Raw genomic sequence first — 15,590 nt, 5'->3', positions numbered from 1 at the left:
TCATATGTTTGTACGCTTTCCTATATACACCATTCGTGCTTGTCCGACAAGAACATATGTGCTATAATGAAGGAAATTAGAATGAAAGAGGGGCCAACCATGAGCGAAGAGATCCTCTTGCAGTTGTTCAACCGCCTTGGTCATATCGAGAACACGCTGCACCTCCTCGTCGAAAGCCACAAACGGCTGGAAGCAGAACAACAAGAAATCCGAAAAGAACAACAGGAAATCCGAAGAGAACAACAAGAAATGCGAAAAGAACAGCAGGAGATCCGTAGAGAACAACAAGAAATGCGAAAAGAACAGCAGGAGATCCGTAGAGAACAGCAAGAAATACGGAAAGAGCAACAGGAGATCCGTAGAGAACAGCAAGAAATGCGGAAAGAACAACAGGAGATCCGTAGAGAACAGCAGGAAATGCGCAAAGAGCAAGAAGAATTCCGGCGGATCCAGCAAGCTCTCCTTGAAGGCCAAAAGCGGTTAGAAGAAGAACAAGCCCATATCAAAGCCGGCCAAAAAGAACTGTATGATCTGATGTCTGCCCTGCTTCACCGCCAGGATGAAACCGACGCCGCACTCGACGCCCTCGCGATGGACGTGCACAAACTTCACGGTGAAGTTTCTTCCATCCACCAAAGACTCGACTCCTTAGAGAAAAAAGTCGATTCCCATGCCCAATCATTCAATGAACAGCTGAACAACATCAAACTTGACATCACCTTCCTCTCGAACAAAGTCATCGAACACGAACGGGAAATCTACAAAATTAAGAATATCATTTTATGACGATAAAGCAGGCGGGCCGCCTAAGCCCGCCTGTCCTTTTATTTCAATCCTTCTTCCACCTGTTTGATCATTTCCGACACCGACGTCAATCCGCCGCCTGAGAGATACCAATAATTTGGATCCAAGTAGACAATGTGGCCGTTTTGATATGCTTTCGTCTTTTTCACAAGCGCATTTTCAATCGTTTGCTTCGCTGTCGGCTTTCCTTCTACAACAGCGTCGCGGTCAATGACAAACAAGTAATCCGGGTTTTTCTTGGCAATGTACTCAAATGATACGCTTTGTCCATGAGGATTCGTCACTTTCAAATTCGGGTCTGCGGCTGGCACGCCGAGCACATCATGGATGAGCCCAAAGCGCGAACCTTTGCCGTACGCACTCACTTTCCCACCGGTCGTCAAAATGATCAGCGCTTTTTTGTCTGCAGCCTTTGTCTTCACTTCTTCGATTTGTTTTTCAATATTGGCCAGTTCCTCATCTACTTCTTTTTCTTTGCCAAACATTTGCCCGATCAGCTTCATATTGTTTGTAAATGAATCCCAATAATGTTGAGTGTCAATCCCTATATACACGGTTGGGCCAATCTCTTTCAACTTGTCATACAAATTTGCTTGACGACCGGAAATAAAAATGACATCCGGCTTGATTTCGCTCAATTTTTCAAAATCCGGCTCCATCAAGCTGCCGACGTTTTGGTAGTCGCTGCTTTTATATTTCTCCAAGTATTTCGGCACGTTCATCTGCGGCAAAGCTGTCACCTTCACCCCTAGTTTATCAAGGGTGTCTAGCACTCCGAAATCAAAGACAACCACTTTCTCTGGATTTTTCTTGACTTTCGCCTCTCCAAGCTGGTGCTTGATCGTCATTTCCTCGGCTTGTTCCGTTTTCTTCTCGTCATTCTTCCCACTTGCTCCGTTGCTTGTATTCTCCTTATTGCCGCAAGCAACCAGTACGACAAGAAGCAAAGCAACCACTACCATCAACCAACGCTGTTTCATTGGCTATACCCCCCTTTGGAAATTCAAATTATATGTTGACGGCTTTCGTATTCACTCGACAAGGGGCGCCCTTTCTTGCCGATGTCAACATGAAAGCCGGCTCAACCATTTTTTACTTAATTGGAATCTTCTTCATCCTATTTCGCGCAGGAGACTCCCACTTCAACGACCAAAGGGAGTAAGTGGGAGAGGAATGCGCGTTCCCCTTTTCTTTTGTGTATGATATAATAAAGGCGTGGAGAAAACCGTTTAATAAAGGCACTCCAATAACTGCTACTCGATGTATGGAGTTGGTTACAGGAAACGTTGTAACCGTAAAACATCGAGCGTAGATCCGTCTGTTGTGTGTGGAAGCCAAGTACTGCCAACAGACACACCGAGAGAATCGGTAACGATGCAGGCATGACCTGCGTCGTTGGGTAGTTGTCAACCTGCCCTGATGCAACCCCAAGTCAAGGAAGGAGGACGAAGTCCGCTTGTACTTCTGGGGAGTTGCAAGCCCCCACTTCAAGCGTTAGCTAAGTGGGGGGAGTTGACATACTTGACTTTGATCGCGTCTCCCCGTCCCATGTTTGAATCCGAGACGGAGCTCTTCACCAAGCATGCCCATAGGCTTCCACAGCCTGCTTTTTCACTAGTCAAGATGGACGCTTTCTCATGGGAATTTGCTAAAAATACACACAGATGCGCCGATTTTCAATCGTCTGCACGCGCACATCCAAATCATAAATGCCGCGAAGTACTTCATCGCTCATGATCGATGAAACATCCCCTTCACAGACGACCGCTCCATCTTTTAACGCGACCATATAATCGGAGTAACAGGAGGCAAAATTAATATCGTGCATCACCATCACGATCGTTTTGCCAAGCTCATCGACCAGCTTGCGCAACACTTTCATCATTTGCACGGCGTGTTTCATATCCAAATTGTTCAACGGCTCGTCCAAGAAAATATAATCCGTATCTTGCGCCAACACCATCGCGATATAAGCTCTCTGCCGCTGTCCGCCGCTCAACTCGTCCATATAGCGGTCTTGCAATGGCTCCAGCTCCATATAGCGGATCGCCTCACGCACATAGTCGCGATCTTGGCGCGTCAAGCGGCCGCGCGAATACGGAAATCGACCGAACGACACCAATTCGTGTACCGTCAAGCGAGCCGCAATGTGGTTGGATTGCTTCAAAATGGAAATTTTTTTCGCCAACTCTTCTGTCCGATAACGAGCAATTTCCTTTCCTTCAATCCAGATTTCTCCGCCATCTTTTGGAATTAAGCGGCTCATCATGGACAAAAGCGTGCTTTTCCCCGCCCCGTTCGGGCCAATGAGCGATGTGAGCTTGCGGCGTGGAACAGATAAAGATACACGGTCAATCACGGTCTTCCCGCCGTATCGCTTCAATACTTGTTTCACCTCTACCATGCTTTTCGCTCCTTTAACAAAAGGTATAGAAAATAGACGCCTCCGACCATGTTGACAATGACAGACAACGTCGTCGAAAAGGTGAACACTCGCTCGACTACCAGCTGGCCGCCAACGAGGGCGATGATGCCGAACAGCGCCGCTCCTGCAAGCAAATAACGATGTTCATACGTTTGAAAAAACGCATACGCCACATTGGCGACTATCAATCCGAAAAACATGATGGGACCAACAAGCGCGGTCGAAACCGACACCAACACCGCCACAATCATCAGCAGCCGTTTGACGACCGTTTCATACGCCACGCCTAAATTGATCGCATGATCTTTGCCGAGCGACAGCACGTCCAACTCGTGAAGATGACGGTATGTATACAATGTCGCAGCCGCAATGAGCAGGCCTGCCGGCCAAAGCAAGTCTGTTTTTATATTGTTGATGCTCGCAAACATTCGATCTTGAATGATGGAAAATTCATTTGGGTCAATCAAATATTGCATGAAAGACGTCAAACTTTGGAAAAACGTACCGAGAATCATCCCAACAAGCAAGATGAAATATAAATTTTGCCCTTCACGGCGAAACAAAAACGAATACAATAAAACTGAAAAACCGATCATCGACCCAGCAGACAAGAGAAAGTGCAAGGTGTTGCCCATCATGGTCAACGTCGTCGAACCGAACAAAAACACCACAGCAGTTTGTACAAGCATATAAACGGAATCAAGCCCGATAATGCTTGGAGTTAAAATACGATTATTGGTCATTGTCTGAAATAAGACGGTCGAAACCGCCCCCGCCCAACCGACAAGCACCATCGCGACAATCTTTTCGCTCCGCGAGCGCAACACATAGTCAAAATCCCCTCGCAAGTGTGCAAACAAAAACAGCACGATCAATCCGAGCGCCAATACCACGAGCACAACCACTTTCATCCGATTAGACATACTGCTTCGTTCTCCTTACGAGCAAATATAAAAAGGCGCCGCTTCCGATTACTCCAACCGTCAAGCCGATCGGAATTTCGTATGGATAAATGGCGACTCGGCCAAATACATCGCAAATTAGCACAAACAAAGCGCCAAATATGGCTGTCAACGGCAATACTTTGCGCAAATGATCCCCATAATACATCGTGACGATGTTCGGAACGATCAGCCCTAAAAACGGCAGCGTCCCAACCGTCAACACCTCAACAGCAGAAACAACAGCGACAATGAGGAGACCAGTGTAGACAATCGAACGGTAGCGAACCCCTAAGTTCGTCGCCATCTCCTCCCCCATGCCGGCGATCGTAAACCGATTGGCGTATACATAAGCGATTGCCATGAGCGGAACGCTCACATACAGCATTTCATAACGTCCTTGCATCATAACGGAAAAATCGCCGTGCATCCATGCGGACATCGATTGAATCAAATCATATTTATAAGCCAAAAACGTCGTGACAGAACCGACAATATTGCCAAACATCAAGCCGATGAGCGGAATAAAGATCGAATCTTTGTACTTCACACGATCCAAAACCGTCATAAACAGCAGCGTCCCCGCAAACGCAAACACAACGGCAATAGCCGCCTTCACAAGCGGCCCTGCGGCAGCGAATGCAATCATGGACACCAACAGGCCAAGCCGCGCCCAATCCATCGTTCCCGCCGTCGTCGGCGACACAAATCGGTTTTGGCTCAACTGCTGCATGATCAAGCCGCAAATGCTCACGCTTGACCCGGCGATCAGAATGCTGATGAGCCTCGGCAAGCGACTGATCAAAAACACTTCCCACGCCTCACGGTCGCCGGCAAACAGCTCGCGAGGCGATAAATCATGCACACCGACAAACAATGATGCCGCAGCCAAAACAACAAGGAGCACCATCCATTTTTTCATGTTTTCTCATCCTGTCTTCCGTTCTATCCCATCATACAAGTCGAATGACGATGCCATGTCCAGACTCAATTGCTTTACAGGTGCAATTATGATATTGATTATCTTTCCTAATTAAAAAGATAAATTCTGCTTGTGTTGAGAAGCAACCAGCACCGCCAAGATGGCTGGCATCTCCTCAATCGCTGTTCTTTTCAAGTCAAGCCATTCTGTCCGCATGCGGCCACCACATCTCACTCCATTCTTTTGAAAACCATGTCCCCGCCCAAACCTCTAAAAAGAGAAGGATTATCATTTTCACATACCATATTTTAATTGATAAAAATTATCATTGTCAATATTTTCATCATTTTTTTTCTGTTTTCTTATTTTTTCTTCATTTATCGACAAAAATAAGGTTCTCTTTCGTTTGAGACACCCTTCCTCTAGAAGGACGATGGTGGGCAAAAGAGGGGCGAAATACGTTCAGCCTTCTAAAATTCCTGCACCTCTCGAGGTTGCCAATTTCGGCGCAGCATCCATTGTTGACCAGCAAGATCGGAAGGCTGGAAAATGTTGTACAACATGCTGTTGGTCCCAACATCTTTTTCATCTTGTATAATTCAGCTTTTTCTCGCGAAAATGCTGCCGATTTGTATGCAACAGCATGTTTTGTCCAGCCTTCCCGTATCTAGACTTATATTCCTTTCTGCAACTCAATCTCCATCTCGAGCAAAGCATAGCTTAACGTTTTGCCATGCGGGTCAAGGGCCAATGAGGTAGTGACGCCGCCTTCAAGCGCATCTTGACAGACAAATTGCAAGGAGGCGATGTTGGGAAGTTCGTATCGAACCACATCCCCTTTCACAATCGAGCTCAAATGCTCCTTCACTTTTTCTGCGGTTACCATTTGGGACAGCAGAGGATAATCCGTTTCCCGAAAAGGAATAAGCGACAAGATTAACGTATTTCCTTTGTCCCCGGCCCGGCAGTGGGCCAAATCATACAACTTCACTCTCATCGTCGTCACTCCCGGATCGTTATTTGTACATTGACCATTTGGCGTGGAATCAATGTCGAAATAATGCCAATGACCTCATGCACGTATTTCCTTGCCCCGCCGCCGCCTGCCGGGCCGTTTGTGTACAGCGATTCCACTTCCTCACCAATCAGTTCAGCCTGTTCTTTTGTATCCGCTTTCCCTGCCACCCGCAACCGGACTTCATACGGCTCGCCGCCCTGTCCTAAAAATGACCGATGGGCTGATGATAAGCCAATATAGTCCACCTTCAGATTCACAAAACAGTCTTTTAACCGCTCATACACAATTTCCCCGGCAAGCTGCGCCCGCCGCAAAGCGTTCGGCCCCGCATACGAAATTTCGCCTTCCCCGACAAAACCGCCATGATAGCCAATGCTCACCTTTAACATATCTGGTTTTGTTTTGCCACTTCCTCCGGTGATCTCAACACGGTCCGGACCGATTTCGCGCAGTTGGACTGTTGTCAAATCAACAACCACATCAGGGGTGATATAGGCTGTCGGGTCAGTCACTTCATATAACAGTTGCTCTTTGACAGTCATCGGGCAAATGATCCCTCCTGTCCCGTCTACCTTGCTGATCACAGCCGTACCGTCAGGCATCACATCAGCAAACGGAAACCCAAGTCTAGCCATGCCAGGGACGTCTTTCTTTCCCGGATCCGCAAAATAGCCGCCGGTAATTTGTCCGGCACACTCGAGCAGGTGACCGACAATCGCTCCCTTAGCTAAACGTTCTGTATCATCAAGCGGCCATCCATAATGGTAAATCATCGGCGCAAGAAATAACGACGGATCCGCTACACGGCCTGTCACGATTACGTCTGCCCCCGACTGCAGCGCAGGCAGGAGCGCATCAGCACCAAGGTAAGCATTCGCGGATAATATCGTTCCGTAGCTATCGATCGGTTTCCCTGACTCAATTGCCAACATTTGTTTATCAATCTTTTCCATTACATCATCCCCGATGACAGCCGCTACTTTTATTTTTAGTCCCTTCTCCCGCGCCATAGCGGCGATGCGCTCCGCTGCCGCTACTGGATTGGCAGCCCCCATATTCGTAATCAGGCGGACGCGGTGCTTCACAATGAGCGGAAGAAGCAGTTCCATTCTTTTTTCTAATAACGGGTCATACCCGCGGGAAGGGTTTTTCCATTTTTGTTTTTGCGCCAAAGCAATCGTTCGCTCCGCCAAACATTCCAAAACAAGATAGTCCAACTGTCCCTTCTCTACTAAAATCGCGGCAGGCTCCAACCGATCACCGGAAAATCCTGCTCCAGCTCCTATTCTGACCATTTTCTCGCCTCCGTTTGCTTTCTTGTTACATTCCTTGTTATTATCAGAGAGAAATCGCCCCCGTAGCTAAAGCGACAATCGTCATCACAATAGTCGTTCCGAACGCCCATTTAAAAATAAATCGTTGGTGGGCACCAAGATCGACACCTGACAAGCCGATAAGTATAAAGGTGGATGCCGTCAGCGGGCTGAGCGGAAAACCAGTTGTCATCTGTCCCAAAATGGCAGCGCGCCCGATTTCGACGGGATCGATGCCGAATGAAGCCGCCGTTTCGCTTAAAATCGGCAAAACTCCAAAATAATACGCATCAGGGGTAAAGACAAGACTTAACGGCATGCTTGTGACCGCCACTATAAGCGGCAAATAAGATCCCATCGCGTCAGGAATGATCGAAACCATCGCTTTCGCCATCGCATCAACCATTTTTGTACCGGTTAAAATGCCAGTGAAAATGCCGGCTGCGAAAATCATCGTCACCACCAATACAACATTGCTCGCATGAGACGTGAGCCGCTCTTGCTGATCCTTGACATGCGGATAATTAACAAGCAAGGCAATCGCAAACGCAAGCATAAACAAAACCGGAAGCGGCAGCCACCCTTTAATTAAGGAAACGAGCAACACAATCGTCAAAATGACATTAAACCAAAATAAGTTAGGCCGTTTCGCCTCTCCCCCGTCAAGTGACGGTGTCAGTTGTTCCGTATCCAGTTCGACGACTCCCACTCGTTCCCGTTCCTTTTTGCCGAGCCAATAAGCAGCAAACAACACCCAAACAATCCCCGCCAACATCGCTGGAAGAACAGGGTTAAACAACTCGGTTGAATCGACATGCAGTGTTGCCATAGCTCTAGCCGTCGGACCACCCCAAGGAATCATGTTCATTACTCCAGCCCCTAAACAAACGACACCCGATAGTGTAAGCGGATTCATTCCTAAACGCCGATAAAGAGGAAGCATCGCCGAAACGGTAATCATAAAAGTCGTCGCCCCGTCGCCGTCGAGGGCAACCAGCAATGTTAGCGTTGCTGTGCCGATGACAATCTTTAACGGATCACCTTTTACTAAACGAAGGATGCGCGAAACAATCGGATCAAACATGCCGCTGTCGATCATCAACCCGAAATATAGGATGGCGAATGCAATCATAATCCCCGTCGGAGCTACTTTTTGAATTCCTTCCAACATCATCGTTCCCATCTGCGTCCCAAACCCGCCGATCAGCCCAAAAACCACCGGTACAAGCACTAAGGCAATCAATACCGAGATTTTTCTTGCCATGATTAAAGCCAGAAAAACACCAATCGTTAAAAACCCCAATAACGCCAACATTATCCCATTCCCCCTTCAAAATTGTTTCGTTCTATTTTCTTGCAAAATAAGTGCCAATGCCAAAAACAAAAACATCCGCTTTACATTCAATACAGCGGATGCGCCTTTTCTTATTCTTTAGAAAATGAATGGCTAAAACATGAATGCACTCCTTGTTGCTGCTCATTTCTAAAAAACTAGAATCGTTTCTAGGAAATTAAAAAAGACAATGAGCGATTGATTGCCAAAAAAGAAAAACCTTAACAGGCAAGGTTTAGTGGATAGCGCTTACAAATCAAGAATATTTGCTTCACCACAGCTCCCCTCTAATATTTATCATCCGTTAGGAGCAGAAGAAGGCAAATCCTCGGAAATCCCTAACTTTTTCAATTTGTTATACAACGTGGCGAGTGACACGCCAAGCTCTTTAGCCGCTTGTTTCTTCCCTTGTACATCGGTGCCAAACTGACGAAGCGCTTCGACAATCAAACGCTTTTCTGTTTCTTCAAGCATCTTTCGTAACGGTTGGATCGATGTAGAGGAACGGAAAACCTCCGGGTCTTTCATGATCGATGGGGGAAGATGATGCAGATCAATTTCCATTCCATCAGTCATGCAAATGGCATAATCAATCACGTTTTTTAATTCTCTTATATTTCCAGGCCAATCGTATGATTGCAACAAAGCCATTGCAGCCTGGCTGATTGAGCAAACAGGACGCTGTCCCCCACCACCTGAGGCTTGTATTATAGAATGAGCCAAAAGAGGGATATCTTCCTTCCGCTCACGGAGCGGGGGGAGATGAAGCGTAATTACATGAAGGCGATAAAACAGGTCTTCCCGAAAATACTGCTTTGCTACAAGCTGGCGCAAATCCTTATTTGTTGCGGCAATGATGCGCACGTCAATCCTCCTTTCGTGTGTATCTCCAACTTTGCGAATTGTCTTTTCTTGCAGCACACGCAATAGCTTTGCTTGCAAATCATACGGAAGATCCCCGATTTCGTCCAAAAAAATCGTTCCCCCGTCCGCCAGTTCAAACAGCCCGATTTTCCCTCCTTTTTTCGCATGTGTAAACGATCCCTCCACATAGCCGAACAATTCGCTTTCCAGCAAAGCGGCAGGAATGGCCGCACAATTTACAGGAACAAATGGATGTTCAGCACGCGGACCCTCCTGGTGAATCGCCTGAGCAAACAGTTCCTTGCCGGTTCCACTTTCCCCCATAATTAACACTGGCAAGTCCGACTCTGCCGCCCGTTTCGCGATACGGATCATTTCCTTGATCTTGTCATTATGGCCGATGATATGCGCAAACGTATAAGTAGCCCGATAAATCGAATAGACGGTCCTTTTCAATTCATTCAATCTTTCTTTGTTTCGCTTCAGCTCCTGCGTCAATTTGTGCACTTCCGTCAGCCCTTTGCAAACTGATACCGCTCCAATCACTTGGCCATGGACAACAATCGGTGCCATATCAACGACATACTCATTGGAACCTTCCTTGCGGTACACCCCGGTTCTCACTTTCCCGTCCTTCAACGTTTCTGGGAGAAGGGCGTTAGGCCGCACATCGCGCAGCCGTTTACCTATAATCTCGTTTTCCTTCACACCTGTTATGCGTGTATACTCCGGATTGACAAGGCGCACAACCTCACAGTCATCGATCACTAGTACGCCGTCATGGACGGACTGAAGAATGGCGAACAGCCATTGCGCTTGTCCATCAGCATCTTTGACGAGCTTGTCGAAACGACTCACCACTTTCATTCCCCCTTCCACAAAGAAAAAAGCTATTTCTCCCCTTTGTCTTTGATTTCTAAGCGTTTCTATCAGCCAAGCAACAGCAGACTTCTGGAGCGAAACGTGTTTGTTGTTATTTTGTATGCAGCTTCACCGCTCTTCACGACGTCAAAAACGCAAAAATCTCCTTCACGGAAAAGCGCACCTCGGGAAACGTGGTCGATGCAGCCGCCCCGTTGGCTGCATCGTACACGTCTTCTAGCTGAAACGCTCCCGATTGCCAAACGTATTTTTCCATCACCTGGTGCTGATAATCGACAATCCAATACTCACGGACTCCCGCCTTCTCATAATAATGGCGCTTCAGCAGCCGGTCGTTGCGGGCGGTGCTTGGCGACAACACTTCCACCACTAGGTCGGGGGCGCCGTAACACCGACCTTGGCACAGTTTCGTTCGATCACCAATAATAGATAGGTCGGGCAGCACCGTTACATTTTTCGTTCCTTTTTGTTCATCTTCAAACAAAAGGACGACTTGGAGGTTGCTGCCGAACACAAGACAAGGACTTCCTTTTAACGCCATGCGAAACTCGGCGATCAAATTGGCCACTACACCTTCATGTTCATAAGGAGCTGGGGACATCAACACAATCGTTCCTTCGTACAGCTCCATCCGCTCATCTCCAGCCAAAGAAAAAAACTCGCCGAGCGTATACCGGCGTTGTTCGCCTGGTTGGCTCATGCCGTTCTCCCTCCCTGCACATGCTCTTTCTTCTATTGTAAGCAAACCGTTTGCTCGCCGACAATCGCCTTCACCAATGGCTTGACGCTAAAAAAAAAAGCGCCCTGCCTAAACGGCAGCGCACTTTGCTCCATTTCTTATCCTTTGACCAACACCGTTTTAATCGCCGTGAAAAACTCGATGGCTGCCCGCCCTTGCTCACGCGAGTGGGAGCTCGACTGCTTCATCCCGCCAAACGGCGCTTGCAGTTCGACTCCTGCGCTTTCTTCATTGATCCGGACGAGCCCGGCCTCGATGTCTTGGATGAACGCGAGCATCTTGCCGATATTTTGCGTGAAAATCGAGGCGCTCAATCCAAACGGTGTGTCATTGGCGAGAGAAAGCGCTTCTTCCAGCGAATCCACTTTGATTAACGCCAACACCGGCCCGAAAATTTCCTCGCGAGCGATCGTCATGTCGGGCGACACGTTTTCAAAGATGGTCGGCTGCACATAAAACCCTTTTGCCCGTTCCCCATCCGTCAAACGTTGGCCTCCGTAAACGAGCGTCGCCCCTTCTTCGATTCCTTTTTGGATATAAGAAAGGACCGTCTCGAGCTGCTTTTGGCTGGCGCACGGCCCCATCCAAACGCCGTCCTCGAGTCCATTGCCGATGTTCAGCTGCTTCACTTTTGCCAACAATTTTTCCTTAAATTGATCATAGACGGTGCGCTGGACGAACACGCGGCTTGTCGCCGTGCATTTTTGTCCCGTGGAGCGCAGCCCGCCGCTGATCGTTGCTTCGACGGCGCGATCAAGATCAGCGTCCTCGAGCACGATCACCGGATTCTTTCCGCCCATTTCCAGCTGGTATTTCGCCCCTCGGGCCACCGCTTTTTGGGCGATCGTTTTGCCGACTTCATTGGAGCCGGTGAAGGTGATGCCGTGAATGTGAGGGTGTTCGGCGATCGCATTGCCGATGACCGATCCTTTGCCTGTCACCAAATTCACCACACCGGCCGGCAGCCCCGCCTCGTCAAAGCATTCCACGATTTTCGCTGCCGTGACCGCCGTTTCCTGCGCCGGCTTAAACACCACCGTGTTTCCATAGACGATGGCGGGTGCGATTTTCCAAATCGGAATCGCGACTGGAAAGTTCCACGGCGTGATGACCCCGACCACGCCAAGAGGCACGCGCGTCGTAAACATCAACGCTTCGCTGTCCGTGGATGGAATGACCTCACCGATCGATCGCATCCCCTCTCCAGCGTAGTAGCGCAAAATATTGACTCCCCGCTGCACCTCCCCTTTCGCTTCCGGGAGCGTTTTTCCCATTTCCCTTGTCATCGTTTCCGCGATCTCGTCAAGCCGTTTCTCAAGAACGTCAGCCGCGCGGAACAAATACTCTCCGCGTTTCGGGCCGGATAACTTCCGCCATGCCGCCTGCGCCCGCCGCGCCGCCTCCACCGCGGCGTTTACATCTTCCGCACTAGACTCTTGGACATAGCCGACGATGTCATCGATGTCGGCTGGGTTGAGGCTCGCTTCTGTTTTCCCGGATGCAGAAGGGACCCATTGTCCGTTGATGTAGTTCAAGTATGTTTGTTGCTTTGTGCGTACCGTCATTGCACCTTCTCCTTTCCATAAATAAGATTGCTACCGTATATGATTTGAGAAAGAATTTTCGTTCCTGTCATGTTTCGGAAATATTGCCTCGCTTCCTGTTCACAATCAAACTCAAACATTTTGAAACTGCCATCCGGTGCGTACAAGGTAATAATCCACATTTAGAACACTCTCCACATCACCGTCATGAACGTTGCCCTACTTTTTTTGGGAATCGTTCAAACGCGGTTTGAATGATCGCTTCTAATTGCCGGTAATGTTCCTTTTCCACGCGGACGATAGGCGGACGGACATATGGCCCGACCGGCAGGCCGACAATTTCCATCCCCGCTTTGACAAGAGCGACTTCGTATCCTTTTCGTTGCTTCCGAATGCGATGGATCGGAAGGATAACATGCTCATAAAGCTCTCCTAACAACGCCTTGTCACCGTCAAGCAGCGCCTGATAAAACAACCTAGAAATATGAGGAATGTAATTGGAAATCGCTGATGAATAGCTGGTAAATCCTAGCTGAATATAAGCGGGCATCGTCACCTCTGCCATTGGCATGCCGTTCAAATAATGCAGCCGTGAGCCGATCGTTTGAGTGATTTCAATGTTCAATTCCATATTTCCCGTGCCGTCTTTCAAGCCGACAATTTGCGGATAGTGAAGCAATTTTTGGAGCGTCTCGACTGTTAATACACTATTGGCCCGCTGATAGACAATGGCGTTGAGCGATGTGCTTTTGACAATCGCAGAAATATATTCGTATAGCCCTTCCTGATGGGGTTCAATTAAATAAGGCGGCAAAATCAAATATCCGTCTGCTCCTTTCCTTTCGGAAATCTCCGCCAATCGAAGTGCATAGATAATATTTCCTCCAACCCCCGTATACACAGGAACCTTCCCACCAACGATCGACACGGCTGCTTCCACCATTGCCTCGTACTCTTTTTCGCTAAGCGATTGAAATTCTCCAGATCCACAAGCAATGAAAACGGCGTTTAACCCCTCTTTAAGTAAAAATTGGATATTCCGCTCCAAAGCTTGGAAATCTATCTCTCCATTTTCGCGCATCGGTGTAACCGGAAATCCTAAAATTCCATTTGGTATGTGTTTATTCGCGTTTCTTGCCACTGATTCCTTCCCCTCTCCACAAAACATATTTATATTACAATTTTATTGTAAGACAAATTTAATATAATATCAATCTATATTACGTCAGCGGGGCTGGATTAAATAAACATAAATCATTGTGTATGCCGTGCTGTTCTGCCTTTGTGCGCTTTCCGCTCGCGGTATCAATGATAAAACGGAAAATTTCCCATCCAATCTCTTCTATCGTTGCTGTTCCCGTGGCAATTCTTCCGGCATCAATATCAATTAAATCATGCCATTGCGTCGCCAATTCCGTCCGCGTCGCCACTTTAACGACTGGAGCCATGGCTAAACCATAAGGCGTTCCTCTTCCTGTTGTAAACACATGCACATTCATTCCAGCTGCCAACTGTAGCGTTCCGCATACAAAATCGCTGGCCGGAGTGGCCGCAAACACAAGACCTTGTTTCTTCACCCTTTCGCCAGGGGGCAACACATCAACAATAGCGCTGCTTCCCGATTTCGCAATCGATCCTAATGCTTTTTCCACAATATTGGAAAGTCCGCCTTTTTTATTTCCAGGCGACGGGTTGGCGCTTCGGTCAGCTTCTCCCCGTTGCAAGTATCGGTCGTACCATTCCATTTCTCGAATGAGCGCATGTCCTACTTGTTCATCGACAACTCTTGGTGTCAGCAAATGAACCGCGTCTCTGACTTCTGTCACCTCGGAAAACAGTACAGTCGCTCCGGCGCGAACAAGCAAATCGGCCGCGTAGCCGACCGCAGGATTCGCCGTCACACCGGAAAAAGCATCACTGCCGCCGCATTGCAGTCCAACCACTAACCCAGAAAGAGGACATTCCTGACGTTGACGTTCATTTAACCGTTTTAGCCGCTCCTCTGCTTTTCTCATAATAGTCTCAATCATATCCGCAAATCCTTGATAATCCTGCAAAACGACAAGACTGTCCTCTTCTCCTTTGGCATTGAGCGACTGCGGCGATAATTTCTCACATCCAAGCCCGACGACGAGCACTTCGCCGCCAAAGTTAGGATGGGTCGAAAGGTTTTGCAATGTGCGAATCGGGATCACGGCTTCCGGCGCATGGATGGCTACGCCGCAACCGTAATGATGCTCCAATGCCACGACATCGTCCACATTTGGATATTTGGGAAGCAACTCCTTCTTGATTCGCTGCACTGCAATATCCAACACCCCTGCAACACATTGAACACTTGTCGTAATACCTAAAAGATTGCGCGTGCCAAAACTGCCATCAGCATTCCGATAACCTTGAAAGGTGTACCCTTCTAACGGTGGTAAAGCGACAGGCGTTTTCGTCGCGATGGGCAACTGGTGCAAATCTGGCGGATGTGGAAGACGAATGGACGATTCTTTGACCCATTCTCCTTTTTGAATGCGTTTTTGCGCGTAACCGATCACTTCCCCGTAGCGGACAATGGGATCGCCTTCACGAAAATCTGCTAAAGCAACTTTATGCCCTTGAGGAATATCTTCCATCAGCGTCAATCCACACGGAAAACGCGTCCCTTTCGTCAATCCGCCGGCATTGGCTACAATAGCAACATTATCCCGATCATTCACCTTAATATAAAGAGGCATTTGTTTCACCATCGAACATCCCTCCATAAAAAATGGATTCCTAAAGGCCGCGGATCATCCATGACCTTTAGGAAAAATG

13 protein-coding genes are annotated in these 15,590 nt (G+C 48.1%); 1 reads left to right on the top strand and 12 read right to left on the bottom strand.

Translation table 11 applies throughout. The features are described from left to right. The first annotated feature begins 99 nt into the window (after positions 1 to 99). On the top strand, positions 100 to 786 hold the full coding sequence (locus QWV57_RS07050) for a coiled-coil domain-containing protein (protein ID WP_015374608.1): 687 nt from the start codon (positions 100 to 102) through the stop codon (positions 784 to 786). Positions 787 to 824: 38 nt separating this feature from the next. Here QWV57_RS07050 and QWV57_RS07045 read toward each other — a convergent pair whose 3' ends face one another. The 12 genes from QWV57_RS07045 to garD form a co-directional block, all read right to left on the bottom strand. Further along, a complete protein-coding gene (locus tag QWV57_RS07045; RefSeq protein ID WP_129447265.1) occupies positions 825 to 1,784 on the bottom strand; it encodes a siderophore ABC transporter substrate-binding protein in 960 nt (319 codons plus the stop codon). A gap of 668 nt (positions 1,785 to 2,452) precedes the next feature. Continuing rightward, positions 2,453 to 3,208 (bottom strand): iron ABC transporter ATP-binding protein, encoded by a 756-nt coding sequence (locus tag QWV57_RS07040; protein ID WP_015374606.1) that lies wholly within the window; start codon positions 3,206 to 3,208, stop codon positions 2,453 to 2,455. Continuing rightward, the gene (locus QWV57_RS07035; protein ID WP_129447264.1) at positions 3,202 to 4,152 is read right to left on the bottom strand and encodes an iron chelate uptake ABC transporter family permease subunit; all 951 of its coding nucleotides are present in this window, start codon (positions 4,150 to 4,152) and stop codon (positions 3,202 to 3,204) included. The genes QWV57_RS07040 and QWV57_RS07035 overlap by 7 nt, the downstream gene beginning before the upstream one ends. Beyond that, positions 4,145 to 5,092, bottom strand: a complete 948-nt coding sequence (locus tag QWV57_RS07030) for an ABC transporter permease (RefSeq protein ID WP_301101567.1) — start codon at positions 5,090 to 5,092, stop codon at positions 4,145 to 4,147. Before QWV57_RS07030 ends, QWV57_RS07035 begins: the two co-directional genes overlap by 8 nt. 673 nt (positions 5,093 to 5,765) lie before the next feature. Then, on the bottom strand, positions 5,766 to 6,089 hold the full coding sequence (locus tag QWV57_RS07025) for an AtuA-related protein (RefSeq protein WP_015374603.1): 324 nt from the start codon (positions 6,087 to 6,089) through the stop codon (positions 5,766 to 5,768). 5 nt (positions 6,090 to 6,094) lie between these two features. Next, the gene (locus QWV57_RS07020) at positions 6,095 to 7,405 is read right to left on the bottom strand and encodes an acyclic terpene utilization AtuA family protein (RefSeq protein ID WP_015374602.1); all 1,311 of its coding nucleotides are present in this window, start codon (positions 7,403 to 7,405) and stop codon (positions 6,095 to 6,097) included. A 43-nt stretch (positions 7,406 to 7,448) separates the two neighbouring features. Beyond that, the gene (locus tag QWV57_RS07015) at positions 7,449 to 8,738 is read right to left on the bottom strand and encodes a CitMHS family transporter (protein WP_015374601.1); all 1,290 of its coding nucleotides are present in this window, start codon (positions 8,736 to 8,738) and stop codon (positions 7,449 to 7,451) included. A gap of 315 nt (positions 8,739 to 9,053) precedes the next feature. After that, positions 9,054 to 10,487: a sigma-54 interaction domain-containing protein gene (locus tag QWV57_RS07010; RefSeq protein ID WP_020278757.1), complete on the bottom strand. Its 1,434-nt coding sequence runs from the start codon at positions 10,485 to 10,487 to the stop codon at positions 9,054 to 9,056. Positions 10,488 to 10,620: 133 nt separating this feature from the next. Further along, positions 10,621 to 11,202 carry a Uma2 family endonuclease gene (locus QWV57_RS07005; protein WP_015374599.1) on the bottom strand — a complete coding sequence of 194 codons (582 nt, stop codon included), beginning with the start codon at positions 11,200 to 11,202 and terminating at the stop codon, positions 10,621 to 10,623. A gap of 137 nt (positions 11,203 to 11,339) precedes the next feature. Next, complete coding sequence (gene gucD, locus QWV57_RS07000; protein WP_108437844.1) at positions 11,340 to 12,806, bottom strand: alpha-ketoglutaric semialdehyde dehydrogenase GucD; 1,467 nt, start codon at positions 12,804 to 12,806, stop codon at positions 11,340 to 11,342. Positions 12,807 to 12,990: 184 nt separating this feature from the next. Next, the gene (kdgD, locus tag QWV57_RS06995) at positions 12,991 to 13,953 is read right to left on the bottom strand and encodes a 5-dehydro-4-deoxyglucarate dehydratase (protein WP_020755078.1); all 963 of its coding nucleotides are present in this window, start codon (positions 13,951 to 13,953) and stop codon (positions 12,991 to 12,993) included. A 52-nt stretch (positions 13,954 to 14,005) separates the two neighbouring features. Then, the gene (garD, locus tag QWV57_RS06990; protein ID WP_015374595.1) at positions 14,006 to 15,523 is read right to left on the bottom strand and encodes a galactarate dehydratase; all 1,518 of its coding nucleotides are present in this window, start codon (positions 15,521 to 15,523) and stop codon (positions 14,006 to 14,008) included. Positions 15,524 to 15,590: the final 67 nt, after the last annotated feature.

The organism is Geobacillus zalihae, assembly GCF_030414215.1.
Lineage (GTDB): Bacteria > Bacillota > Bacilli > Bacillales > Anoxybacillaceae > Geobacillus > Geobacillus zalihae.
The sequence above is the reverse complement of the archived record's forward strand: the minus strand, read 5'-3'. Positions and strand labels throughout refer to the sequence as shown.

Coding starts and splice junctions, on each gene's coding strand:
- QWV57_RS07050 (WP_015374608.1), top strand. CDS start 100: ATGAGCGAAGAGATCCTCTTGCAGTTGTTCAACCGCCTTGGTCATATC.
- QWV57_RS07045 (WP_129447265.1), bottom strand. CDS start 1,784: ATGAAACAGCGTTGGTTGATGGTAGTGGTTGCTTTGCTTCTTGTCGTA.
- QWV57_RS07040 (WP_015374606.1), bottom strand. CDS start 3,208: ATGGTAGAGGTGAAACAAGTATTGAAGCGATACGGCGGGAAGACCGTG.
- QWV57_RS07035 (WP_129447264.1), bottom strand. CDS start 4,152: ATGTCTAATCGGATGAAAGTGGTTGTGCTCGTGGTATTGGCGCTCGGA.
- QWV57_RS07030 (WP_301101567.1), bottom strand. CDS start 5,092: ATGAAAAAATGGATGGTGCTCCTTGTTGTTTTGGCTGCGGCATCATTG.
- QWV57_RS07025 (WP_015374603.1), bottom strand. CDS start 6,089: ATGAGAGTGAAGTTGTATGATTTGGCCCACTGCCGGGCCGGGGACAAA.
- QWV57_RS07020 (WP_015374602.1), bottom strand. CDS start 7,405: ATGGTCAGAATAGGAGCTGGAGCAGGATTTTCCGGTGATCGGTTGGAG.
- QWV57_RS07015 (WP_015374601.1), bottom strand. CDS start 8,738: ATGTTGGCGTTATTGGGGTTTTTAACGATTGGTGTTTTTCTGGCTTTA.
- QWV57_RS07010 (WP_020278757.1), bottom strand. CDS start 10,487: ATGAAAGTGGTGAGTCGTTTCGACAAGCTCGTCAAAGATGCTGATGGA.
- QWV57_RS07005 (WP_015374599.1), bottom strand. CDS start 11,202: ATGAGCCAACCAGGCGAACAACGCCGGTATACGCTCGGCGAGTTTTTT.
- gucD (WP_108437844.1), bottom strand. CDS start 12,806: ATGACGGTACGCACAAAGCAACAAACATACTTGAACTACATCAACGGA.
- kdgD (WP_020755078.1), bottom strand. CDS start 13,953: ATGTTTTGTGGAGAGGGGAAGGAATCAGTGGCAAGAAACGCGAATAAA.
- garD (WP_015374595.1), bottom strand. CDS start 15,523: ATGGTGAAACAAATGCCTCTTTATATTAAGGTGAATGATCGGGATAAT.